The organism is Streptomyces sp. NPDC006544, assembly GCF_040611715.1.
Classification (GTDB): Bacteria; Actinomycetota; Actinomycetes; order Streptomycetales; family Streptomycetaceae; genus Streptomyces.
Map to the genome: position 1 here is coordinate 1 of NZ_JBEXOV010000102.1, position 23,934 is coordinate 23,934.

16 protein-coding genes and 1 pseudogene are annotated in these 23,934 nt (G+C 70.8%); 7 read left to right on the forward strand and 10 right to left on the reverse strand.

Features of this window, described 5'->3' with window-relative positions; genetic code table 11:
* Window positions 1–415: pseudogene (locus ABZY44_RS31545) on the reverse strand (hypothetical protein); the annotation flags it as partial.
* A gap of 396 nt (window positions 416–811) precedes the next feature.
* Between ABZY44_RS31545 and ABZY44_RS31550 the strand changes: the two are divergent.
* From ABZY44_RS31550 to msrA, 3 genes are all read left to right on the forward strand, one after another.
* Window positions 812–8,065 (forward strand): polymorphic toxin-type HINT domain-containing protein, encoded by a 7,254-nt coding sequence (locus tag ABZY44_RS31550; RefSeq protein WP_356659832.1) that lies wholly within the window; start codon window positions 812–814, stop codon window positions 8,063–8,065.
* A 38-nt stretch (window positions 8,066–8,103) separates the two neighbouring features.
* Window positions 8,104–8,814 (forward strand): DUF6193 family natural product biosynthesis protein, encoded by a 711-nt coding sequence (locus ABZY44_RS31555; protein WP_356659834.1) that lies wholly within the window; start codon window positions 8,104–8,106, stop codon window positions 8,812–8,814.
* 274 nt (window positions 8,815–9,088) lie between these two features.
* On the forward strand, window positions 9,089–9,754 hold the full coding sequence (gene msrA, locus ABZY44_RS31560; RefSeq protein ID WP_356659836.1) for a peptide-methionine (S)-S-oxide reductase MsrA: 666 nt from the start codon (window positions 9,089–9,091) through the stop codon (window positions 9,752–9,754).
* A gap of 138 nt (window positions 9,755–9,892) precedes the next feature.
* Here the strand turns inward: msrA and ABZY44_RS31565 are convergent, their stop codons facing one another.
* Window positions 9,893–10,939, reverse strand: a complete 1,047-nt coding sequence (locus ABZY44_RS31565) for an NAD(P)-dependent alcohol dehydrogenase (RefSeq protein WP_356659838.1) — start codon at window positions 10,937–10,939, stop codon at window positions 9,893–9,895.
* A gap of 153 nt (window positions 10,940–11,092) precedes the next feature.
* Between ABZY44_RS31565 and ABZY44_RS31570 the strand changes: the two genes are divergently transcribed.
* Window positions 11,093–12,115: a helix-turn-helix transcriptional regulator gene (locus ABZY44_RS31570; protein ID WP_356659840.1), complete on the forward strand. Its 1,023-nt coding sequence runs from the start codon at window positions 11,093–11,095 to the stop codon at window positions 12,113–12,115.
* A gap of 7 nt (window positions 12,116–12,122) precedes the next feature.
* Here ABZY44_RS31570 and ABZY44_RS31575 read toward each other — a convergent pair whose 3' ends face one another.
* The 3 genes from ABZY44_RS31575 to ABZY44_RS31585 form a co-directional block, all read right to left on the reverse strand.
* Window positions 12,123–13,115 carry a GNAT family N-acetyltransferase gene (locus tag ABZY44_RS31575; RefSeq protein ID WP_356659842.1) on the reverse strand — a complete coding sequence of 331 codons (993 nt, stop codon included), beginning with the start codon at window positions 13,113–13,115 and terminating at the stop codon, window positions 12,123–12,125.
* Window positions 13,116–13,298: 183 nt separating this feature from the next.
* Window positions 13,299–14,576, reverse strand: a complete 1,278-nt coding sequence (locus tag ABZY44_RS31580; protein WP_356659844.1) for an Ig-like domain-containing protein — start codon at window positions 14,574–14,576, stop codon at window positions 13,299–13,301.
* Between the two features lie 111 nt (window positions 14,577–14,687).
* The gene (locus tag ABZY44_RS31585) at window positions 14,688–15,029 is read right to left on the reverse strand and encodes a hypothetical protein (RefSeq protein WP_356659846.1); all 342 of its coding nucleotides are present in this window, start codon (window positions 15,027–15,029) and stop codon (window positions 14,688–14,690) included.
* 107 nt (window positions 15,030–15,136) lie between these two features.
* Here ABZY44_RS31585 and ABZY44_RS31590 point away from each other — a divergent pair, with 107 nt between their 5' ends.
* Window positions 15,137–15,451, forward strand: coding sequence for a hypothetical protein (locus ABZY44_RS31590; RefSeq protein ID WP_356659848.1), 315 nt, complete (start codon window positions 15,137–15,139; stop codon window positions 15,449–15,451).
* Between the two features lie 144 nt (window positions 15,452–15,595).
* Here ABZY44_RS31590 and hutH read toward each other — a convergent pair whose 3' ends face one another.
* The 5 genes from hutH to ABZY44_RS31615 form a co-directional block, all read right to left on the reverse strand.
* Window positions 15,596–17,137, reverse strand: coding sequence for a histidine ammonia-lyase (gene hutH / locus ABZY44_RS31595; RefSeq protein WP_356659860.1), 1,542 nt, complete (start codon window positions 17,135–17,137; stop codon window positions 15,596–15,598).
* A gap of 222 nt (window positions 17,138–17,359) precedes the next feature.
* The gene (locus tag ABZY44_RS31600) at window positions 17,360–18,481 is read right to left on the reverse strand and encodes a GGDEF domain-containing protein (RefSeq protein WP_356659850.1); all 1,122 of its coding nucleotides are present in this window, start codon (window positions 18,479–18,481) and stop codon (window positions 17,360–17,362) included.
* Between the two features lie 152 nt (window positions 18,482–18,633).
* Window positions 18,634–19,425 carry an enoyl-CoA hydratase-related protein gene (locus ABZY44_RS31605; protein WP_356659852.1) on the reverse strand — a complete coding sequence of 264 codons (792 nt, stop codon included), beginning with the start codon at window positions 19,423–19,425 and terminating at the stop codon, window positions 18,634–18,636.
* Window positions 19,426–19,469: 44 nt separating this feature from the next.
* Complete coding sequence (locus ABZY44_RS31610) at window positions 19,470–20,561, reverse strand: adenylate/guanylate cyclase domain-containing protein (protein ID WP_356659862.1); 1,092 nt, start codon at window positions 20,559–20,561, stop codon at window positions 19,470–19,472.
* A gap of 241 nt (window positions 20,562–20,802) precedes the next feature.
* Complete coding sequence (locus ABZY44_RS31615; RefSeq protein WP_356659854.1) at window positions 20,803–21,699, reverse strand: biotin--[acetyl-CoA-carboxylase] ligase; 897 nt, start codon at window positions 21,697–21,699, stop codon at window positions 20,803–20,805.
* A gap of 316 nt (window positions 21,700–22,015) precedes the next feature.
* Here ABZY44_RS31615 and ABZY44_RS31620 point away from each other — a divergent pair, with 316 nt between their 5' ends.
* Together ABZY44_RS31620 and ABZY44_RS31625 are read left to right on the forward strand one after the other, a co-directional pair.
* Complete coding sequence (locus ABZY44_RS31620) at window positions 22,016–23,614, forward strand: acyl-CoA carboxylase subunit beta (RefSeq protein ID WP_356659856.1); 1,599 nt, start codon at window positions 22,016–22,018, stop codon at window positions 23,612–23,614.
* A gap of 19 nt (window positions 23,615–23,633) precedes the next feature.
* On the forward strand, window positions 23,634–23,843 hold the full coding sequence (locus ABZY44_RS31625; protein ID WP_356659858.1) for an acyl-CoA carboxylase epsilon subunit: 210 nt from the start codon (window positions 23,634–23,636) through the stop codon (window positions 23,841–23,843).
* Window positions 23,844–23,934 lie beyond the last annotated feature (91 nt).

The following is a 23,934-nucleotide window of genomic DNA, read 5'->3' on the forward strand; positions in this document are numbered from 1 at the left end:
CGGCCGTGGTCATCGTCGCCATCGGGCCGGTGCCGCCGCCGGAGATGCTCAGCGCGGAGGGGACCACGGCCGGGGATATCGTCCCGTCGCCGTTGGCCCGCAGCGTGGTGTCGATCGCCCGCCAGGCCCCGTCCTTCTGCTTCACCCGCTCGGGAGCCGAGGCGGCGTCAACACTGAGGGTGCCGCCCGGGTTGGCGAACGTCTGCGAGCTGCTGGTCGTCAGGTGGTCGATGACCACCCGCTTGCCCATGCTCTTCGCCTGGGCCAACGCCGTGTCCACGGCCTTCTGCTGGGCGGTGGGCTCGGGCTTGGCGGTCGCGGCGGGCCAGTTGTGGTCGGCCGGCCCGTTCGACGCGAAGGCGTCCGGTGCGGTGATCAGCCCGGCTCCGAGGGACAGTACGGCTGCGCCGACCACGGGGAGCACCGCGGCCGCGGATGCCCGCCGACGCCGGAGGGCCCCCGGTCTCGGGTCGGGTGATGAAGAAGATGGCCTCATGGGCAGAGGTCCTCGCTATGCGCGTCGGTGAACGAAGGTCACGCGCACGGTGCTTGCTCCCAGCAAATCTGTCAAAGCATTTGCAGGTACATATGTCTGACTCCCTCCCATTAGAGGCATGTTGGTTGTCAAGTGAGATTGATCATGTAAGGAAATATTAAGGAAAGTCTGTACGAAAACACTTCACCCTCCTTAAGGTGCGCTGTCCGGATTCTGTCAAAAACGGACTCTCTTGTTCCTTTCTGTGGGGGAAATTTGTTGTATCGTCAAAGTGGTCTGTCTTCGCGCGCGCGCGCGAGACGGCCACGTGTAGCGATGATCGCCGTGCTTGCGGTGTTCATCTCCGGCTTGGGCTTGCCCGCGGCCGAAGCGGCGGCGAAGCCGCCGAAGGTGTGGGTGCCGCCGAAGACGGCGCTCCCGCAGACCAAGCCCGTCAAGGGATCGGAAGCCAAGCCCGTCGAGGCCAAGGCGCCGGCGAGCAAGCCGTGGACCCTGGACGCGAAGGCCAAGGCGCCGGCCGGCTCCGCGACGGTTCCGCTCGCTTCGGGTGGCGGCTCCGGAAGTGTCGCGGGTGCAAAGCCCGTTCAGGCGGGCGAGCTTCCGGTATGGCTCTCCGCGCGCTCCGGCTCAAAGCCTTCCGCAAAGCTTTCCGAGCTCGCCACCGCGCCTGCCGCCGGTAACGGCGGCTCGGGTGAGGGTTCGCTGCGGGTGGAGGTGAAGGACGAGGCGAAGACGCGTGCGGCGGGTGTCGAAGGCGCGCTCGTCGCCCTGACCGACGCCACGGGCAGTGCTGCTTCGGGCACGGTGCAGGTCGGTTTCGACGTGTCGGCGTGGTCGAAGACGACCGGTGCGAACTGGGGAGACCGCGCGCGCGTCGTGCGCCTGCCCGACTGTGCGCTGACGACTCCGGGTGCGGCGGGCTGTACGGCTCGTACGCCGGTGGCGTCGCACAGGGACGCGTCGGGCCGTCTGGTGGCGGAGGTCGACGCGCCGAAGGCGGCGGTGTCTGCTCCGAGTCTGCTGAAGTCTTCCCCGGGTGCGCAGTCGGCGCCCGCGGCGGCGCCTCAGATGATGGCGCCGCAGGCGGTCGCGCTCGCGGTGGAGCCGGGTCCGTCGGGTGCGTCGGGTGACTTCACCGCGACCCCGCTTGCGCCGTCGATGTCGTGGCAGGCGGGTTCGAACGCGGCGAACTTCACCTACGGCTACACGGTGGAGGTCCCGTCCTCGATTGCCGGTGCGGGTCCGAGCGTGGGCCTTGGCTATGACTCGTCTTCGATCGATGGCCGTACGGCGTCGACGAACGCGCAGGCGTCCGGTTTCGGTGAGGGCTGGGACTGGAGTCCCGGTTCGATCTCTCGTTCTTACAAGGGTTGCAAGGACGCGGGGATCGCTGAGTCGGGTGACGAGTGCTGGGCGGGTGACATCCTCTCCCTGTCGATGGAGGGTCATGCGGGTCAGATCGTCCGGGACGACGCGACGTGCGTCTATCACCTTCAGGGTGAGGACGGCACGAAGATCGAGCGTCTGACCGGGCAGCGCAACAGCGCCTGGAAGGGCGAGGGTTTCAAGGTCACCACGACCGACGGGACCCAGTACTACTTCGGTGCGAACCGCCTGCCGGGCGGCGATGGTACGGACCCGGAGGCCAAGTCGGTCTCGACGGTCCCGGTGTACTTCAACAGCGGTCAGGACAAGTGCCTGGGCGCCGACACCCCTGCGAACGGTACGTGGCAGCAGCTGGGCTGGCAGTGGAACCTCGACTACGTCGTGGACCCGCACCAGAACCTGGTGACCTACCGCTACGAGCAGGAGGACAACTTCTACGGGCGGGGCGGCGGCCAGAACAACGGCACCGGCACCTCGACGAAGTACCAGCGCGGCTCCTACCCCACCTGGATCGGCTACGGGCAGCGCCTGCCCGACCAGATCGCGGCGAAGGGCGCGGCGAAGCCGGCCGCCCAGATCACGATCACCAACGCCGAGCGTTGTGTCGTGGCGGGTGCGATCACCTGTGATCCGGCTCAGCGGATCAAGGCGAACGCCAAGTCCTGGCCGGACACCCCGATCGACCAGGAGTGCGCGGCCACCGGGCAGTGCCTGAACCTCTCCCCGACGTACTTCACGACGAAGAAGTTCACCCAGATCTACACCGAGGTGTGGACGGGCACGGCATGGACGAAGGTCGACACCTACGACCTGACCCAGTCGTTCCAGGACCCGGGTGACGGCACGTCCCCGACCCTGTGGCTCGACAAGATCGAGCGGACGGGTTCGAACGGCAAGACCGCGATCAAGCTCCCGGCCGTCTCCTTCCAGGCGACGCAGTTCCCCAACCGAGTCGACGGTGTGGTCAGGCGTCCGGACGGCACGGACGCCTCGGCGCCTTCCTACCGTCGTCCGCGGATCCAGACGATCACCACCGAGACCGGTGGGCAGATCAACGTCGCCTACAAGGCCCCGGAATGCTCGCGTCTCGCGGGCACGATGCCGTCCTCCGAGGACGGCAACACGATGGCCTGCATGCCGGTCAAGTGGTACCTGCCCGGCCAGTCCTTCGCGGACCCGGTCAACGACTGGTTCAACAAGGTCGTCGTCCAGTCCGTCACCCAGCAGGACAGGGTCGGTGGCCAGGTCTCCACGGTCACCGACTACGAGTACACCGGTGGCATCGCCTGGCACCGCAACGACTCCGAGTTCGCCGACCCCAAGACCCGCACCTGGGACCAGTTCCGCGGCTTCGCCACCGTCACCACCCGTACCGGTAACGGTAACGCGAGCGAAGCCCCGCGCACCAAGAGCGTCACCACTTACCTGCGCGGCATGGACGGCGACGTCCTCGCCAACGGCTCCAAGCGCAGCGTGAACGTGACCGACGCGCAGGGTGGCAGCATCAAGGACGAGGACGTCCTGTCCGGGTTCGTCCGCCAGAGCGAGACGTACGACCGTGACGGTGGGACGGTGGTCTCGGACGAGGTCACCACCCCCTGGATCGGTCCGGTCACCGCGACCCGTGCCCAGTCCGCCGGCATGCCGGCCATCACCGCCCGCGCGGTCAACACGGCGAAGGTCACCAGCCGCGCCAAGCTCGCCAACGGCACCTGGCGCACCGGTGAGCGTTCGTCGACGTACGACACCACGCTCACGACCCGTCCGCTCCAGGTCGACGACAACAGTGACATCTCGCGCACCGACCAGCGTCTGTGCACCACCTTCGAGTACCCGACCGGTCCGGGCGGCGCGATCACCGAGCTCGCTTCGCGCACCCTGGTCGTCTCCGGCGTCTGCGGTCAGACGCCGACCGCGGCGAACACCGTGGGCGACACCCGCTCCTACTTCGACGGTCTGGCCTACGGCCAGGTCGGAGCGACGGCGAACGGCACGGGTACCGAGGTCCTGGAGAAGTACGACGGCAACGGTAAGCCGGTCTACCGTCTCAACTCCACCTCCACCTACGACGCCTACGGCCGCGTCACCAGCAACACCAACAAGACCCGCACCGACGCCACCCACCCCGGCGGCGCCGTCACCACCACCGCATACACGCCCGCCACGGGCGTCCTGCCGAACAGCGTCACGCACACCAATCCGCTGGGCTGGAAGTCGACCACCACCCTCGACATCGGCCGCTCGCAGCCGCTGAAGAGCACCGACGAGAACAGCCACGTCGCCGAACGCGCCTATGACGCGCTCGGGCGGGTCGTGAAGATCTGGCAGCCCGGCCAGAACTCCACCACGGACCTCCCGGTCCGCAAGTTCTCGTACACGATGAACGGCACCAACGCGCCGTCCGCCGTTCTGAGCCAGGCGCTCATGAACGACAACTCCTACACGTCCAGCTACTCCATCTACGACGGCCTCGGCCGGGTCCGCCAGACCCAGGCCACACCCCCGTCAGGCGTGGCCGGCCGGATGATCACGGACGCGCTCTTCGACTCCCACGGCTGGCAGACCAAGACCAGCGCCTCCTACTACACCGACCAGGGCGCGCCCTCCGCGGCGGTGTTCCTGCCCAACGGCGGCGTCCAACCCGACAGCAAGATCCCGTCCCAGACCATCCAGGTCTTCGACGGCCTCGGACGCGTCACCGACTCCATCTCCCAGTCCTTCGGCGTGGAGCAGTCCCGCTCCAAGACCCAGTACCCGGGTGCGGACGAGACCCGTCAGATCCCGCCGGCCGGCGGGTTCGCCACCACCAAGATCAGCAACGGCACCACCTCGATCCTGCGCCAGTACAAGGCCAACACGCCCACCGGCGCGTACGACGAGACGACCTACCTGTCCAACAGTCAAGGTCAGGAGCTGTCGCGGAAGGACTCCGCCGGCAACGAGTGGACGTTCACCTACGACCTCCTCGGCCGCGTGGTGAAGACCACCGACCCCGACTCGGGCATCAGGACCACGGTCTACGACGACAGCAAGAACCTCGTCACCGCCACGGACGCCCGCCAGAAGAGCGCCACTCAGGTGGCTGACCTCCTCGGCCGCACCATCGCGACGTACGAGGGCACGGCCATCGACCCGGCCAAGCAGGTCGGCGCGTTCACCTACGACACCAAGGCCCTGGGCAAGCCCGACACCACCACGCGCTACGTGGGCGGCAAGACGGGCAGCGCCTACATCTCGGAGGTCACCGGCTACGACGGCGGCTACCGCCCCCTCGGCACCAAGATCACCATCCCGGCCGTCGAGAAGGAGCTGGCCGGCACCTACCAGACGACCAGCACCTACGACGCCTACGGGCAGCTGAAGACCACCGCCCTCCCCGGCATCGCCAAGGCCGGGCTGGGTGTCGAGACGCTGACGTTCGGTACGGATGTCGCGGGCAACACCACCTCGCTCAGCGGCAAGATCGGTCTCGCCAGGACCCCGTACCTCGTGGACATGCGCTACGACCCCTACGGTCGTCCGATCCGGACCACCGTCGGTGACACCGGCGTCCAGGTCGTCTCCACGACCGACTACGACGCCGGCAGCGGACGCGCGATCCGTTCCACCCTGGACAAGCAGACGGCCGCGACCGCGAGTGTCGATGTCCTGGACTACACCTACAACAAGGTCGGTCAGCTCACCTCGATCGGTGACACCCAGGACGGCACCGGCCGTGACCTGCAGTGCTTCACCCACGACTACCTGGGGCGACTCACCCAGGCCTGGACCGACACCGGCACCCAGACCACGGCCGCCGCACCCAGCGTCCGCGGCATCGGCGGCTGCACCAACGCGGCTGGCCCCGCCGTCGACGGCGCGGGCAAGCCCAGCGTCGGCGGTACCGCCCCGTACTGGCAGCAGTACGAGTACGACGCGCTCGGCAACCGCAAGAAGCTGGTCAAGAAGGACGTCACCGGCAACGCGGCCAAGGACGTCACGATCGCCCAGACCTTCGGCACCGGCCCCAACGCCCCGTCCTCCGACCCGAAGACCGGCGGCGGCACGGGCGGCCCGCACGCGCTGATGACCTCGACCGAAACCGGCCCGTCCGGAACCAAGGTCACCTCCTACACCTACGACGCCACCGGAAACACCGCCGGCATCACCACCACCGCCGGCACCAAGAACCTGACCTGGAACGGACAGGGCAAGCTCGACAAGATCGTCGGCACCGGCGAGAGCGCCGGCACCAGCTACCTCTACGACACCGCCGGCAACCAGCTCATCCGCCGCGACCCCACCAGCACCACCCTCAACCTCGGCACCGACCAGCTCACCCTGGACACCGCCAGCGGCAAGGTCTCCAACGTCCGCACCTACGTGGCACCCGGCGGCCTGTCGATCACCCGCACCACCAGCACCACCAACGGTTCCACGCTCGCCTACCAGAGCTCGGACCACCACGGCACCGGCGGCGTCCAGTTCAAGGCCTCCGACCTCAGCCACATCCGCCGCGCGAGCGACCCGTTCGGCAACGAACGCGGCACCCAGCCCGCACCCGGCGCCTGGGCCGGCGACAAGGGATTCATCGGCGGCACCAAGGAGAAGGCCACCGGCTTCACCCTCCTGGGCGCCCGCGAATACGACCCCACCACCGGCCGCTTCATCAGCCCGGACCTCATCGTCGATGCGGGCAACCCACAGCAGTGGAACGCCTACGCGTACTCCAACAACAGCCCCGTCAACGCCTCCGACCCCAGCGGCATGATGTTCAGCTGCAACGGCGACGAGTGCAGCGACGCGGTGAAGTACGCCGAAAGCCACATGCCGGACATGTCGTGGGCCGATGACGAACCGGACAGGACGGAGCTCAACCAGGCCAACAACAACGTCACCAAGGCCAAGAAGAAGCGCGACAAGCTGATCGACGAAGTCATCGACATGGTCGGCGACCTCATCGGATACAACGACGCCCGTGACTGCTTCACCAAGGGCGACGTCATGGCCTGCATCAACACGGCCCTGAACTTCGTCCCCTGGGGCAAGCTCTTCAAGGCCGTCAAGATCGGCATCAAGGCCTTCAAGATCTACAAGGAGGTCAACAAGGCCTACGACGCCATCCACGAAGCCGAACGCGGAGCCGCGAAGGCCGCCTCTGCTTACAGCACCGCGAAGAAGGCGCTGAAGGAAGCCCGCGACGCCGAGGCCAAGGCGGCCAAATCGGCATCGGAGAAAGCCGCCAAGGAATCCGCCAGCGACAGCGCGGGAACTGAGGCCAAGGCAGTAGCCGACGAAGCCGACGCCGCGAAGAACACCGGAAAAGCCGAAACGGAAACCGGGTCCGGCGGGAGCGACGCCTCGACGTCCGCGCCCTCGTGCAACAGCTTCCCCACCGGCGTGCGGGTCCTGATGGCCGACGGCTCCTCGAAGTCCATCGAGGACGTCAAGGACGGCGACGTGGTCCTGGCCACCGACCCGCAGACCGGCCAGACCCGTCCCAAGACCGTCACCACCACCATCACCACCCCCGACGACAAGGAATTCACCGACCTCACCCTCACCGACGAGGCAAGTCCGCGCGGCCCGCCCGCGAAGATCACCTCCACCTACCACCACCCCTACTGGAGCGAAACCCGCCACCAGTGGACCGACGCCGGCGAACTCAAGGCCGGCGAACGGCTCCGCCAGCCCGACGGCACCACCCTCACGGTCACGGCGACACGCAACTACCCGCACGCCGTCACCACGCACAACCTCACCGTCGACGACTTCCACACCTACTATGTGCTCGCAGGTGTCAGCCCGGTCCTGGTCCACAACTGCGATGTGGCACTCGGTATCCAGGAAGCCGGCGTCGTGAAGTGGGCAGAGAAGAAGAACCTCACGCATTACATGGGCACGAACGGCCAGAACGGCCAGTGGATGACCCATGTCACCAGGGCCATCAAGGACCCGGGGACGACCCTGCACGTGTACACCGAAGGGTTCACGGGCGGCTGGGAAGGGTCTGCCGTCCGAGGCATGACCTCTGGCGCCAAGGCCACGGAGCAGGAGATGGGCTGGATCGCCCGCGCTCTCGCCAACGGCCAGACGACGTGGGACATGGTCAAGTTCTACGACAAGGACGGACTCTTGGACCTGACCGAACCGGACTGGACCGACCCCATATTCGCAAAGGTCCACATCTGGGGCGAGATCTAAGGATGGCAGGAGTACGTGACGGAGAGGGAGGAGGAGCCATGCGCGCAACAGGACACGAGGGGGACGTAGATCTCTCGGAGATCCTCGACGTGGCCCACTATGCCGATCTCGTCGAATACGGCGGCTTGGTGGCGGCGATCGCGCGCGTGTCGCGCCAGAACGGGATCGACCTGGGAAGGATCTACCCGCAGGCGACCTCCGGGAAAGGGCTCTACAAGACCGCCAACGCGGACTCGGACCGGGGAAGGATGTCAGTACTGCTGGGGCTCGGGCGGCGGTCGTTCTCGCTCAAGCTCGAAGGGCGCGGATTCATCTGGGCCAGGGGCAGCACATCCGACCTGTCGGCCCTGACCGCGGCCATGGGCGCCTGGCGCCGAGGGGAGAAACTGCGAGATCTCAGCAGGGACTTCCCCTTCCTGGAGTACGAGCGAATCAGCCAGGGGCACGAGGACGGAATTCCGGTCGAAACTCAATGGAATATCGTCCTGGAGAGTGAGCGTCTTCGTCCGTATCGCAGCCTGCTTCTCGCCGTCGGAGCTGATGCCAGGCTTCGCGAGCTCTTCCCGACTTTCTCTCACGACACTCTCAGGCTCGCCGTGGATTGTTATGACAGGGAGGCGGGAGAGATTGTGATTCAGCTCCTCCCTGACGGCTCGCATTCCGTCCTCGCTTCCGCCGGCGAGGTCTCCGGCACATTGGCCGAATTGGCCGGCGCGGCTACCTCCGCCCTAGCGGTGGAACGCGACTGAAGCGACTGTCCACAAGAAGGCCGACGGATCGTCGATGCCGACCGGGCATCGACACCCACGGCCAGGCCTGAACCAGGCTGACCGCACCACAGAATCCCCGCCGACCGTGTCGGCGGGGATTCCGCGTACGCGCCCGGAGCCCCGGGCGGGGCGAGAAGGTCCGTCCCGGCCCGCTGACGGCTCCTGCGGCGGCCGAGGCCGTCACGGCGAACGGCGGGCCGGGGAATCCCCGCGCGTCGTTCGCCGTTATCGGTAGACCACAAGGAGGGAATCCATGTTCTCGTACCGCCGCACGCCCGAGCTGCCCACCCGCGAGGAAGCGCTGACCGGGCGCCCGGAGCCGGTCTTCGCCCTGCCGGCCGCGCACACCGTGCTCGGCAACCCGCTCGCGGGCCCCTATCCCGCCCACCTCCAGGTCGCGGACTTCGGCCTCGGCTGTTTCTGGGGGGCCGAGCGCGCGTTCTGGCAGACCCCGGGGGTGTGGACCACGCTCGTCGGCTACCAGGGCGGTTTCACCGAGAACCCGACCTACGAAGAGGTCTGCTCCGGCGGCACCGGCCACGCCGAGGTCGTGCGGGTCGTCTTCGATCCGTCGCTCGTCTCCTACGAGGCCCTGCTGAAGCTGTTCTGGGAGTCCCACGACCCCACCCAGGGCTTCCGCCAGGGCAACGACGTCGGCACCCAGTACCGCTCGGCGGTCTACACCCACTCCCCCGCCGCCCAGGCCGCCGCCGAGGCCTCCCGCGACGCCTACCAGCGGGTCCTGACCGCCTCCGGCCACGGCCAGATCACCACGGCGGTCCTCCCGGCGGCCGAGCGCACGTTCTGGCCGGCCGAGGCCCACCACCAGCAGTACCTGGACAAGAACCCCGGCGGCTACTGCGGCATCGGCGGCACCGGTGTCTCCTGCCCCATCGGCGTGGCCCCCAGCGAGGGCTGACCCGAGGCCGAGCTGGGGCGGGAGCGGGGCGGGAGCGGGGCGGGAGCGGGGCCGGACCCGACCGCCGCGGCCACGTGACGGAGCCCCGGCCCCCGCTCTTCGCGGGGGCCGGGGCTCCGTCGTGCCGGGCGAGCGGGATCAGATCGTCGAGGCGTCGATGACGAAGCGGTAGCGGACGTCGCCCGCCTGCACGCGCGCGTAGGCCTCGTTGACCTCCTCCGCGCGGATCACCTCGATGTCCGAGCCCAGCGCGTGCTCCGCGCAGAAGTCGAGCATCTCCTGCGTCTCGGCGATGCCGCCGATCATCGAACCGGCGAGGGTCTTGCGGCCGTTGATGACGGAGAACAGGTTCAGGGCGACCGGCTCCTCCGGGGCGCCGACGTTCACCAGGGCGCCGTCCACCTTCAGCAGGGCGAGGTAGGAGTCGAAGCCGAGCGGCGCCGAGACCGTGGAGACGATGAGGTCGAAGCTGCCGGCCAGCTCGTCGAAGGTGGCCTCGTCGCTCGTGGCGTAGAAGTGGTCGGCGCCGAGCCTCAGCCCGTCCTCCTTCTTGCGCAGGGTCTGCGACAGTACGGTCACCTCCGCGCCCATGGCGTGCGCGAGCTTGACGCCCATGTGCCCGAGGCCGCCCAGCCCGACGACGGCGACCTTCTTGCCGGGACCGGCCCCCCAGTGCCTGAGCGGCGAGTAGAGGGTGATGCCGGCGCACAGCAGCGGGGCGGCCGCGTCGAGGGCGATGCCGTCGGGGATCCGGACGGTGTAGTTCTCGTCGACCACGATGTGGGTGGAGTAGCCGCCGTAGGTGGGCTCGCCGTCCTTGCCGCGGGCGTTGTACGTGCCGGTCATGCCCTTGACGCAGTACTGCTCCTGGCCGCGCAGGCAGTACTCGCACTCACGGCAGGAGTCGACGAAGCAGCCCACACCGACCCGGTCGCCCACGGCGAACCCGGTGACGTCCGGGCCCACCTCGCTCACGACACCGGCGATCTCGTGGCCCGGGACCATCGGGTAGATGCCCTCGCCCCAGCCGTCGGTGGCCTGGTGGATGTCGGAGTGGCAGATCCCTGCGAACTTGATGTCGATGAGGACGTCGTGCGCGCCGACGGGACGGCGCGGGACGGTGGTGCGCTCCAGCGGGGCCTTGGGGGCGGGAGCGGCGTAGGCGGCGACCTGGGTGACGGACACGGTGGGGGCTCCTCGGTTGGTTCGGTGGAACCAGCCTGCCCCCTCCCCCGCCGGGCACCCACCCCCCTGTCCTGCCTAGGACCCGCAAACCTACCCCTGGCGGGGTCAGGCACGGCCCTGCGGTCCGCGCGCCCGCCCGGAGATACTGGGGTGATGGACCAGTCCGATCAGCGAGCCGAGCTCGGCGAATTCCTCCGCACCCGACGCGCCCGGCTGCGCCCCGAGGACGTGGGCCTGCCCGACTACGGACGCCACCGCCGGGTCCCCGGGCTGCGCCGCGAGGAGCTGGCGCAGCTGGCGGGGGTGTCGGTCGCGTACTACACGCGCATGGAGCAGGGGCACGGGCAGAACGTGTCCGCGGAGGTGCTCGACGCCGTCGCGAGGGCGCTGCGCCTGGACGGTACGGAGCGCGCGCACCTGAGCCGTCTCGCCGCCCCGAAGCCCCGTAGGCGCCGCCAGTCGGCGCGTCCGCAGCAGGTGCGCCCGGAGCTTCGGACGCTGCTGGACGCGATGGAGGGCGTGCCGGCGTACCTGGTCGGGCGGCGGCAGGACGTCATCGGCTGGAACCGGCTGGCGGCGGCGGTCTTCGGCGATTTCGGGGCGGTGCCGGCGCCCGAGCGCAATCTGGTGCGGCTCGTGTTCCTGGACCCTGCGACGGCCGAGCTGTACGCGGACTGGGAGTGCCGGGCGTGCGAGGTGGTGAGCAATCTGCGGCTGTACGCCGGCCGGTTCCCCGACGACGAACGGCTGACGGCGCTGGTGGGCGAGCTCTCGGTGAAGAACGAGGAGTTCCGTCGGCTGTGGGCCGCGCACACGGTGGCGGCCGACAAGACGCACGGCCGCAAACGGCTGCGCCACCCGCTGGTCGGTGAGCTCGTGCTCTCCTTCGAGACCCTGGCCCTGCCGGACGACCCGGCACAGTTCCTGGTCACGTACCACGCGGTCCCGGGCTCCCCCTCGGCCGACGCGCTGCGCCTCCTGGCGTCCTGGTCGGCCGAGACGGAGCCGACGGATCCGACGGGGCCGGTGGGGCCGCGCGAGGCCCCGCATCCCCAGGAGGCCGCGGCGGTGCCGGTACCGGCGGCCGCAACGGTGGCCGTGCCGCCGGCACCGGAGGATGCCGGCGACGGCCTCGGGGGCGGCGACGGCGACGGCCGACGCCAGGACCTGGGCTAGTGCCGCGTCAGGAGCTGGGCCGGAGCGTGAGCTGGAAGTACCCCGCCGCGCGTTCGCGGCGGTAGCCGAGGGCGGCGTTCACCGCGAGCATCGGGGTGTTCTCGTCCGCCACCGAGGTGTCGATGCGGCGCAGCGACGGATGGCGGGCCGCCGCCTCCGCGAGCATGCGGAGCTTCACCGCCCGCCCGAGGCCGTGGCCGCGGTGGCCGGGGGTGACCACCGTGTCGTACTGGAGGGCGCGCTCTCCGGCCGGGTCGGGGAGGACGAGCTCCGTGTACGCCGCCACCTCGCCCTGCGGGGTGACCGCGGCGACGGTGGTCACGGCGCCGCCCCGGGCCAGGATCAGCCGGTGGGCCGCGTGCAGCCGCTCCGCGGACCAGGTCTGGATCCGCTGGTCGAGGTCCCCGCTCGGGGCGTCGTCCATCGACCCGTGGGCGACGGCCGCCGCCCGCGCCCAGGCGTCGGGAATCAGTCCGGGCCAGCAGTGCAGTTCGTAGCCGGGTGCGAGGGCCGGCGGCCCCGTCCGGGCCCGCTCGGCCGACGCCGCGGGCACGTCCTGCGCGTACCAGCCCATCGGCAGGAGGTTCTCGAAGCCGAGCGACCGCGCGAAGGCCTCGCCCGGGCCGCCCAGGTCCACCTCCGCCGAGACCGAGGTCCGGCCCTGGGCGAGCAGTTCCTCCCGGACCCGCTGCCACAGCGCCGTGCCCGCGCCCCGGCGGCGCGCGTCGGGACGTACCGCCAGCTCGTCCAGGTGCGCGGTGTGCTCGTTGCTCCCGTCCGTGAAGAGGATCAGGGAGGCGACCCCGCCGTCCGTCGCCCAGTGGACGGCTCGGCCCCGCGCGGGCGGCACCCGTAGCCGTCCGGCCACCTCGGCGGTGGTGGGCGGCGGCAGCTGCGGCAGGTCGAGGCCCCGGGCGGCGGCCAGGACCGACCGCCAGGCGTCCACCTCGGAGTCGGACGGGGGTGCGGGGAGCTCGGTGACCTGCTGGGTGATCGGCATGAGCAGGACCCTAGACCGGGCCCCTCCCGGACGCCCGGGAATTTCCGCGGACCCCGGTACCCGGGCGGTCCCCGTCTAAGAGCCGGATGAGAAGCCGTCGGGAAACGACGGACGGCGGGGAGCCCCGGTCCGGGCTCCCCGCCGTCCGTCGCGGGGGGTTCTCGTACTACGACCAGCGGTGCGTCAGAGAGCCGCGCCCGCCTTCCAGTCCGCCCAGCTCATGTTCCAGCCGTTCAGGCCGTTGTCGGGCTTGATGGTCTTGTCCGGGGAGTTGACGACCGTGACGACGTCACCGATGAGGGAGTTGTCGTAGAACCAGGCCGCGGGCTGGTTCGGGTCGTTCGCGCCCTTGGCGTCGTTGAGGCCGACACAGCCGTGGCTTGTGTTGACGCTGCCGAAGATCGAGTCGGATCCCCAGTAGTTGCCGTGGACGAAGGTGCCGGAGTTCGACAGACGCATCGCGTGCGGGACGTCCTTGATGTCGTACTCGCCCTTGCCGTCGTCGTCCGTGAAGCCGACGGTGGCGCCGTTCATCCGGGTCTCCTTGAACTTCTCGGAGATCACCATCTGGCCGTTGTACGTCGGGTTCTCGGGGGAACCCGCCGAGATCGGAATGGTCTTGAGGACCGCTCCGTCCCGGGTGACCGTCATCTTCTTGGTCTTCGCGTCGACCGTGGAGACCTGGCTGCGGCCGATCTTGAAGGTGGCCGTCTTATTCTGTACGCCCTGGACCCCGGGGCCGCCCTGCACGCCGTCCAGCGCCAGCTTCAGGGTGACGGTGGAGTTCGCCGTCCAGTACTTCTCCGGGCGGAAGTCCAGGCGCTGCGCGCTGAACCAGTGGCCCACGACCTCCTGGCCGCTGCTGGAGGTGACCGTGATGCCCGCCTGGACGGCCTTCTTGTCCTTGATCGGCTTGTTGAAGGTGATCGAGACCGGCATGCCCACGCCGACGGTCTGCCCCTCCTCCGGTATGAACGAGCCGACGAAGCTGTTCTCCGGGGAGACGGTGGTGAAGGAGGCGTTCTCGTGCGCCTCGCGGCCCGCCTCGTCCTTCGCGGTCGCGGCCAGCGCGTACTTGGTCGAGCGCTTCAGCGCGGCGTCCGGCTTCCAGCTCTTGCCGTCGGCGGCTATCTTGCCCGCGACGGCCGTGCCCTCGGAGGTCTTCAGATCGACCTGGGTGAGGGTGCCGTCGGTGACGGCCACGTTCGCCGCGTCGTTCAGGCCGACGTTGGTCGCGCCGTCCTTGGGGGTGATGGCTATCTTGGCCTTCGAGGTGTCCTTGGCCGCCGCCGCGTCGACATCGGCCTTGGCCGAGGCCTCGCCGTTGGCCTTCGGCGCGTCCCCCTTGCCGTCGCTCGCGTCATTGCACCCCGCGAGCACCAGTACGCCCCCGAGCACGGCGGATATGGCCACCAGGGACCTTCTCCGTCGCTTGCTGTCCGTCCTCACACGCCACTCCATCGTTGCCGGAACTCCCCGGGCAGGGGGAAGTGACCCCCCTGCCTCGTCCTGACAACGCGTTAACGCCCCGGATCGCTTCCCCATTCCGTTCGAATGTGGTCAACCCCACCGTCAGGCGTTGTCAGTCTCTTCGTCGAAGTCCCCATCTTCCTCGTCGAGGTCCCACTCCATTGACTCGGGGTCGTATTCCACGGGCTCGCTGCTCCAGGAGGCCTGCGCGAGATCGACGCCGGGGATCTCCGCGACCAGGTCGGTGGGGTCCACCAAATAGGCCAAAGCCTCCGATTCGTCCTCACGGACCGCCGCCTCCGCGTGGCCGCGCTCCTCGTCCGGCATGAACTCGTCGGCCTTGATGTGGGCAAGGGCGGCTCCGGTGAGCGCGGCGACGTCCGACACCTCGAGCACCAAATCCACCCGAAGCCGTACGTACCGTGATGTCTCAGAAGGGTTCATACGACGGAGGGTAAGCCCGCGGAAGCCCCGGCTTTCCCACGACCCGCCCCATTCCGTAGCATCACCGCACACGGCCAATTCGCTGCTGCCACAAGGGGGATCGCTCCGTGTCCGCACGACGATCAGCACTTACCGCTCTCGGAGCGACCACCCTCCTCGCCGTCCTGTGGTTCGTCCCTTCGGCCAACGCCACGGCGCCGGGGCACCCGGGCGGGGCCTCCGCCGCGCCCGCCGCCGCGAACGCGCGGGTGGAGGTGCGGTCCGTGGCCGCCGACACGAGCCTGCCGACCGCCGGGGACTCCTTCTCTCTCGCCGACACCGGCGGCGTCGACACCACCCCGTACCTGCTGGGCGGCACGCTCTGCCTGGGCCTCGGGGCCGGGTTCGTGACCTTCTCGGTGCGCCGCTCGCGCGTGCTGTAGCGGCGGGCGCGGGGGTACGGACGAGGCCGCGGCCCGGGGTGGGAACCCCGGGCCGCGGCCTCGTTGCGGTGGTGACGTGGTACCGGTGCGGCCCGCGCCGCGCGGGAGGCCGCGCGGCGCGGGGCGGCCGAAGGTGCGCCGCCCTCAGGCGAGGGGGCCCGTGACGGCTTCCACGGCGTCCACGAGTCCACCCGAACGGATGAACGCGTCCGCGGCGGCCAGGTCCGGCGCGAGGAAACGGTCCGGCCCGGGACCCTCCACGCCCGCCGCGCGCGCCGCCGCGATGGCGGCCCGGCTGGCCGGCGCCGCGGTGAGCCCGTGGCGCAGCTCGATGGCGCGGGTGGCCGCGTACATCTCGATGGCGATGATGCGGTTCAGGTTGTCGACCGCGGTACGGAGCTTGCGCGCGGCCGACCACCCCATGGAGACGTGGTCCTCCTGCATGGCGGAGGAGGGGATCGAGTCGGCGGAGGCCGGGACGGCGAGCCGCTTCATCTCGCTGACCAGCGCGGCCTGCGTGTACTGGGCGATCATCAGGCCGGAGTCCACGCCGGCGTCGTCCGCGAGGAACGGCGGCAGGCCGTGGCTGCGGTTCTTGTCGAGCAGCCGGTCGGTGCGGCGCTCCGCGATGGAGCCGAGGTCGGCGGCCGCGATGGCCAGGAAGTCGAGCACGTACGCGACCGGGGCGCCGTGGAAGTTGCCGTTGGACTCCACGCGGCCGTCGGGCAGGACCACGGGGTTGTCCACGGCGGCGGCCAGTTCGCGGGAGGCGACGAGGGCGGCGTGCGCCATGGTGTCGCGGCCCGCGCCGGCCACCTGCGGGGCGCAGCGGACGGAGTACGCGTCCTGGACGCGCGGGGCGGACTCCTCCTGGAAGTGCCCGGTGAGTCCGGACCCCTCGAGGACGGCGGCCATGTTGGCGGCGGAGGCGCCCTGGCCGGGGTGCGGGCGGATGGCGTGCAGCTCGGGCTGGAGGACCTTCTCCGTGCCGAGCAGCGCCTCCAGGGTCAGGGCGGCGGTGATGTCGGCGGCCGTGTAGAGCTTGCCGAGGTCGGCGAGGGCCATGATCAGCATGCCGAGCATGCCGTCGGTGCCGTTGAGGAGGGCGAGACCCTCCTTCTCGCGGAGCTCCACGGGCGCGATCCCGGCTTCGGCGAGGAGTTCGCCTGCGGGCCGGACGGTCCCGTCGGGACCCTCGGCGTCGCCTTCGCCCATGAGGGCGAGCGCGCAGTGCGACAGCGGGGCGAGGTCCCCGGAGCAGCCGAGCGAGCCGTACTCGTGGACGACGGGCGTGATCCCGGCGTTCAGCACGTCGGCCATGGTCTGCGCGACGGACGGCCGGACGCCGGTGTGGCCGGAGGCGACGGTCTTCAGGCGCAGGAACATCAGCGCGCGCACGACCTCGCGCTCGACGCGCGGGCCCATGCCGGCGGCGTGCGAGCGGACGATGTTGCGCTGGAGCTGTGCGCGCAGCTCGGGGCTGATGTGCCGGGAGGCGAGCGCCCCGAACCCGGTGGACACCCCGTAGACGGGCTCGGGCTTGGCGGCGAGCGCTTCGACGATCTCGCGTGCGCGGCCGAGTGCGGCGACGGCCTCGGCGGAAAGCTCGACGCGGGCGTTGCCCCGCGCGACGGCGATGACGTCCTCGGCGGTGGTCCCGGACGTTCCCACCACGACAGTGTGCATATCCATATTCAGCACCCTACGGACTGAATCTCTTCATGTCACCCCTCCCCGTGCCCCGCGCGCGCGGCCGCGGCGGACTCCGCCCCGCGGGGACCCGTGGCGATGCCGAAGCGGTACCGAAGCGATGCCGAAACGGATGCCCGTCGGGGGCGAGCGGACCCGGCGCCTGCCGGAAACCGGGCCGCCCCGGCCCGGATCCGGCCCCGCCGGCGCCCCGGACGCTCAACTGCGGCCGCGGAAGCGGCGGCGCTCACCGGCCGCCTCCTGCTGCGCCGTGTCCGCCAGCCGCACCACCGCGGTGTCCCGCCCCGCCACCACGGGCTTCGCCGACCGCGCCGCCTTGGCCTTGTACTGGGCCGCGTCCGCCAGCCGGAACAGCCGCCGGGACGATTTCACCGGGCCGATCGGATCCCCGGTCGAGGCGACCCCGCACGCGACCCCCTCGCCCAGCTCCAGCTCGGCGGCCCGCAGGCACACCTCCTCGGTGACCCGCACCACCTCGTCCGCCGAGGGCCCCACGCTGACCAGGCAGAACTCGTCCCCGCCCAGCCGCGCGACCAGCGCGCCGGGCAACAGCGCCCCGCACAGGCTGAGGACCGAGCCGAAACGTTCCAGCAGCCGGTCGCCCATCGCGTGGCCGAGGGTGTCGTTGACCTTCTTGAGGCCGTTCAGGTCACAGACCACCAGGCTGACCACCGTCCGCCCCCCGCTCCGCCGGTGCTCCTCCAGCGCCTCGTCGAGCCGCATGTCCACGGCACGCCGATTGGCCAGCCCGGTCAGCGGGTCCGTGAAGGCGAGCCGCCGGGCCTCCTCCAGCCGGTCGTTCTGCGCGAGGCCGGCCGCGACCACGGCCGCCAGCACCGTCGCGAACTCCGCGTCGTCCTCGTCGAAGTCCGCCAGCCCCTCGTCCCGGGCCACGTACAGCTCGCCCCACGCCCGCCCGCTCAGCACGATGGGCGCGACCACGCACGTTCCGCGCCCGCGCCGGCGCAGCGCCTCGCCCCGGCGCCCCGGCCGGTCGCCGACCGCGCTCTCGACCCAGGCGTGGGGCCCGCCCCCGCCCACCCAGCGCTCGTGGAGGAACTCCGCGATCTCCGGGAAGTCGTGGACGGGATACGACTCGTCCGCGGGGAACTCCTCCTCCCCGGCCCTGCGCTCGCCCTCGTTCACGAGCACCCGGAGGCAGCCCCGCTCCCGCTCCCACGCGGAGATCGCGGCGAACGAGCCGTCCATCGCCAGCCTCGCCCCCCGCGCCGCGGCCCGCACGCTCTCCCGCGGCGCGCACGCGGCCGCCATGGCCTGCGCGAGGCCCACGACGGCTCGCAGCCGCCCGTCAACACCCATCACACCAGGTTAGGGGCTTTGTCCGATTTGGTGATATTGGCGCGGCTCTGAGCCAGCCCAGGATCACGCAGGATCACGCGGTCCGGACGGGAGCCGGGCCGCCCCGCGGCCCTCGGTCGGACGGGCCGGACGGGTCGGACAGGCCGGACGGGTCAGACCCCCGGCCACCGCGGCTTCCGCTTCTCGTTGAACGCCGCCACGCCCTCCGCCCGGTCCCCGGAGAAGGCCGCCGTGCGCCACGCCGCGTCCTCGATCTCCAGCCCGGCCGTGAGGTCCATCCCGTGTCCGAGCCGCAGCGCCCGCTTCGCCGCCCGCAGTCCGACGGGGGAGTTCGCCGCCATCCGCCCGGCCAGGGCAAGGGCCTCCTCGCGGGCCGACCCCGCCGGGACCACCGCGTCCACCAGCCCCAGCGCGAGCGCCTCGGCGGCCTCCACCCGTCGGGCCGTGAAGATCAGCTCCGCGGCCCGGGCCGCGCCCACCCGCCGCGGCAGCAGCTGCGTACCGCCGCCGCCGGGGATCACGCCGACCGACACCTCGGGCAAGCCCACCACGGCACTCTCGTCGGCGACGATGACGTCGCAGGCCAGCGCCAGCTCGAAGCCGCCGCCCAGCGCGAACCCGTGCACCGCCGCGATGGTCGGCATCGGCAGCTCCAGCACCCCGCCGTACGCGCCCCGCGTGGTCGGCCGCTGGCGCACCAGATCGGCGTCCGACAGGGCGTTGCGCTCCTTGAGGTCGGCGCCCACGCAGAAGGCCCGCTCCGCGGACGAGGAGAGCACGACGACCCGTACGGACGCGTCCGCCGCGAGCGAGGCGCACGCAGAACCGATGGCCCGCGCCATGTCCGTGGACACCGCGTTCATCGCCTTGGGCCGGTCCAGAACGAGTTCCACGACCCCGCCCTCATGCCGACGCAGGCCGACGAACCCGACGGACTCGGACACAGACACAGGCTCCGACACAGAACGGCCCTCCCGGTTAACGAACGTTATTCCGGGATCTTAGGCTTCCGGCGCGTCAGCGACCAGGGCTCCACCACGCCCAGGCCGCGCACCGGCCGCTGCCACATCGGCTGGAGCGCGAAGCGGTACGCCCCGCCGCCCGCCTCGGCCTCGGCCTCCTTCTCGGAGACCGGCGCCGCGCCCGTGCGGCCGAGTTCCTCGGCCATCGCGCCGTCCACCAGCACCGCGTCCTTCGGCGCTATCGACGTCAGTCGCGAGGCCAGGTTCACCGTGGTCCCGAAGACGTCCCCCATCCGGGTCGTCACGGTCCCGAAGGCGATCCCCACCCGCAGCTCCGGCATCTGCGGATCGGCGCCCATCGTCTCGACCAGCCGCAGCGCGATCTCCGCCGCCGTGGCCGCGTCGTCGGCGCAGTACAGCACCTCGTCGCCCAGCGTCTTGATCAGCCGGCCGCCGTGCGCCGCGACCAGGTCCGCCGCGGTCGTCTCGAAGGACTCGACGAGCTCGCCGAGCTCCTCCTCCTCCAGCCGTCGCGTCAGACGGGTGAAGCCCACCAGGTCCGCGAAGCCCACCGCGAGCCGCCGGTCGACCATCTCCTCGTCGTCCGCCACCTGGACGACCCGCCCGGTCGCGGCGGCCAGCTGGCGGCGCCACACGTAGACGAGGAACTCCTCGAGCTCGGGCAGCAGCAGCTCGACCAGCGGGTACGTGACCTCCGTACGGGTCATGCCCGGCTCCGGCGGCTCCGTCAGCCCCTCCAGGAAGGAGTCGATCTGCCACTCCGCGAGCCGCGCCGTGGTCTGCCCCGTGGAACGGGCCACCTGTACCGCCATCGGCTCGCTCAGCAGCCCGGCCTCGACCAGGCCGGCGAGCCGGCGCAGCGCCAGTACGTCCGCCTCCGTCAGGGCCTTGGCCTGCCCGATGTCCGCGAAGCCCATGGCCCGCCAGAAGCGGGAGGCGAGCTCCATCGAGACGCCGGCGCTGCGGGCCGCCTGGAACGGGGTGTACCGGCGCTCGGCGCCCAGGATCAGCTGTTCCAGGCGGATGGCGAGCGGGTCGGCCGTCGGCTGGGCCGTGTGGTCGACCTCGTGGTGGGTGGTGTGCTGGCCGCGGCCGATCGGGGTGGCGTGGACGCCGGACCCGCCGGGCCCGCCGGACCCGCCGGAGCCACCCGCCGGCGTGGCGGGGGTGGGCGCGCTGGAGTGAGGGCCGTCGACGGTCAAGGGCCGCCTCCTGTCCATTCCGTGCGCACTGCCGAACCGGGTGATCACCGAGAGGACCGGGATCGCCTAAACCATACGGCAGGTGTGCCGTAGCTCACTCCCCCGCTCCCTCACCCGGGGCGACCCGCCCGGCGGGCTACCGCACGGACCGGAGGTGGACGATGTCCCCCGCCCCCACGGCCTGGTGCTCGTCGTCCGCCGTGCGCACGACGAGCCGCCCGTCGGTGTCCACCGCTTCGGCCGTTCCGGTGAGGGTGCGCCCCCCGGGCAGCTCCGCCCGCACGTGCTTGCCGAGGGTGGCGCAGCCCGCCGCGTACGTCTCCTGCAGACCGCTGGCCGCCGGGTCGCCGCCGGCCGCCCGCCAGTTCCCGTACCACTGCTCCAGCGAGCGCAGGACGGCCTTGAGCAGCGGATCCCGGTCGGTGACGGAGGCCTTGGCCAGCATCAGCGATCCGGCGGTGTCCACCGGCAGCTCGTCCTCCGTGAGCGTCACGTTCAGCCCGATGCCGAGGACGATCCCGTCGGCGACGCGTTCGGCGAGGATCCCGCCGGTCTTGCGCTCCTCGCCGTCCACGGTCACCAGCAGGTCGTTGGGCCACTTGAGGGCGGTGTCCACGCCGGCGGCCCGCGAGAGCCCGGTCGCGACCGCCACCCCGGCCAGCAGGGTCAGCCATCCCCAGCGCTCCTGCGGCACCTGCGGTCCGGGCTTGAGCAGGACGGAGAAGAACAGGCCCGACCGCGCCGGCGCGACCCAGCTCCGGTCCAGCCGCCCCCGCCCCGCGCTCTGCTCCTCGGCGACCAGCACGGCCCCCTCGGGCAGTCCTGCGGCGCGCGCGGCGAGGTCGCTGTTGGTCGACCCGGTGGTTCCCACCACCTCCAGCGAGGTCCACAGCCCGTCCGGGACCACGAGGGCCCGCTGCAGTGCGGCGCCGTTCAGCGGCGGCCGGTCCAGGCTCGACCAGCGGCTCCCGGAAGCGGAAGCGCCGGAAGAGCCGGAAGAGCCGGAAGAAGAAGCGGAAGCGTCTGATGGCATCGAGAGTCCCCTCGTGTGGAAGCCCCGGACCGGGCTTCGGCCCGGGCCGGCGTCCTCACCATGATCCTCCCTGGCCGCCCGGCCGCGGGGAGTTCTCCGGTGAACCGGGCATCCGGCTTCCGCATTCACCCGACCGACGCACAGGCTCCCGGGGCGGCGTCCCCTAGGGGGCGCCGCGAGGCCAGGCAAGCCAGATGAGGTGTGTCAAACGCCGCACTGCCGAGCGCCATGCGCGCCGATACCCTACGCACCAGTAGCTAGTAGTAATCAGTGAATTCACCAGGCAGTTGACACCACGCAGGGAGCCGCGACCCCGATGTCGTCACAACCGTCAGAGCCGATCGACATGCACACCACCGCGGGCAAGATCGCGGACCTGCAGCGCCGCGTCGAGGAAGCCACCCATGCCGGTTCCGCGAGAGCGGTGGAGAAGCAGCACGCCAAGGGCAAGCTGACGGCCCGCGAGCGGGTGGCCCTGCTGCTGGACGAGGGGTCCTTCGTCGAGCTGGACGAGTTCGCCCGGCACCGGTCGACGAACTTCGGGCTGGAGAAGACCCGTCCGTACGGGGACGGGGTCGTCACCGGCTACGGCACCGTCGACGGCCGGCCCGTCGCGGTGTTCTCGCAGGACTTCACCGTCTTCGGCGGCGCCCTCGGCGAGGTCTACGGCCAGAAGATCATGAAGGTCATGGACTTCGCGCTGAAGACGGGCTGCCCGCTGGTCGGGATCAACGACTCCGGCGGCGCCCGCATCCAGGAGGGCGTCAGCGCGCTCGGCATGTACGGCGAGATCTTCCGCCGCAACGTGCACGCCTCCGGCGTGATCCCGCAGATCAGCCTGGTCGTCGGACCCTGCGCCGGCGGCGCGGTGTACTCCCCCGCCATCACCGACTTCACGGTCATGGTCGACCAGACCTCGCACATGTTCATCACCGGCCCGGACGTCATCAAGACGGTCACCGGCGAGGACGTCGGCTTCGAGGAGCTGGGCGGCGCGCGCACCCACAACAGCACGTCCGGCGTCGCGCACCACATGGCGGGTGACGAGAAGGACGCCATCGAGTACGTGAAGTCGCTGCTGTCCTACCTGCCCTCGAACAACCTCTCCGAGGCACCCGCCTTCCCCGAGGAGACCGACACCGAGGTCAGCGACTGGGACCGCGAGCTCGACGTCCTGATCCCGGACAGCGCGAACCAGCCCTACGACATGCACACCGTGATCGAGCACGTGCTCGACGACGCGGAGTTCCTGGAGACGCAGGCGCTGTTCGCGCCGAACATCCTCACCGGCTTCGGCCGCGTCGAGGGCCACCCGGTCGGCATCGTCGCCAACCAGCCGATGCAGTTCGCCGGCTGCCTGGACATCGACGCCTCCGAGAAGGCCGCGCGCTTCGTGCGGACCTGCGACGCCTTCAACGTCCCGGTGCTGACGTTCGTCGACGTGCCGGGCTTCCTTCCGGGCACGGACCAGGAGTACAACGGAATCATCCGGCGCGGCGCGAAGCTGATCTACGCGTACGCCGAGGCCACCGTGCCCCTGATCACCGTCATCACCCGCAAGGCCTTCGGCGGTGCCTACGACGTCATGGGCTCCAAGCACCTCGGCGCCGACCTGAACCTCGCCTGGCCGACCGCGCAGATCGCCGTCATGGGCGCGCAGGGCGCGGTGAACATCCTGCACCGCAGGGCCATCGCCGAAGCGGAGGAGGCCGGCAACGCCGAGGAGACCAGGGCGCGGCTCATCACCGAGTACGAGGACGCGCTGCTCAACCCGTACACGGCCGCCGAGCGCGGTTACGTCGACGCGGTGACCATGCCGTCCGAGACGCGGGCGCACGTGGTGAAGGGGCTGCGGCAGCTGCGCACCAAGCGGGAGTCCCTGCCCCCGAAGAAGCACGGCAACATCCCCCTCTAGGCCCCAGGAGGGCAGTCCAGTGGTGATCAAGGTCGTCAAGGGGAACCCGACCCCGGAGGAGCTGGCCGCCGCACTGGCGGTGGTCCAGGCGCGCGCGGCCGCACTGGCGTCGGTGCCGTCGGACGCGCGGCGGGTGGCCGACGCGTGGGCGGCGCCGGGCCGGGTGGCCCGCAGGACGCTGCCGCGCCCCGGTCCGGGCGCGTGGGGGCGTACGTACTGGCCCGCGTGAGCGGATGTCCGGGCCGAGGCGCTCGTTCATGCCTTCGACGATGGTCTGACCCGGGTCGAGAGCGAAAGTCACGGGGTCGCGCAGCCGGAAG

Bases quoted from the DNA above. Each gene is read 5' to 3' on its own strand.
- ABZY44_RS31550 (WP_356659832.1), top strand. From the start codon at position 812: ATGATCGCCGTGCTTGCGGTGTTCATCTCCGGCTTGGGCTTGCCCGCG.
- ABZY44_RS31555 (WP_356659834.1), top strand. From the start codon at position 8,104: ATGCGCGCAACAGGACACGAGGGGGACGTAGATCTCTCGGAGATCCTC.
- msrA (WP_356659836.1), top strand. From the start codon at position 9,089: ATGTTCTCGTACCGCCGCACGCCCGAGCTGCCCACCCGCGAGGAAGCG.
- ABZY44_RS31570 (WP_356659840.1), top strand. From the start codon at position 11,093: ATGGACCAGTCCGATCAGCGAGCCGAGCTCGGCGAATTCCTCCGCACC.
- ABZY44_RS31575 (WP_356659842.1), bottom strand. From the start codon at position 13,115: ATGCCGATCACCCAGCAGGTCACCGAGCTCCCCGCACCCCCGTCCGAC.
- ABZY44_RS31580 (WP_356659844.1), bottom strand. From the start codon at position 14,576: ATGGAGTGGCGTGTGAGGACGGACAGCAAGCGACGGAGAAGGTCCCTG.
- ABZY44_RS31585 (WP_356659846.1), bottom strand. From the start codon at position 15,029: ATGAACCCTTCTGAGACATCACGGTACGTACGGCTTCGGGTGGATTTG.
- hutH (WP_356659860.1), bottom strand. From the start codon at position 17,137: ATGCACACTGTCGTGGTGGGAACGTCCGGGACCACCGCCGAGGACGTC.
- ABZY44_RS31600 (WP_356659850.1), bottom strand. From the start codon at position 18,481: ATGGGTGTTGACGGGCGGCTGCGAGCCGTCGTGGGCCTCGCGCAGGCC.
- ABZY44_RS31615 (WP_356659854.1), bottom strand. From the start codon at position 21,699: ATGCCATCAGACGCTTCCGCTTCTTCTTCCGGCTCTTCCGGCTCTTCC.
- ABZY44_RS31620 (WP_356659856.1), top strand. From the start codon at position 22,016: ATGTCGTCACAACCGTCAGAGCCGATCGACATGCACACCACCGCGGGC.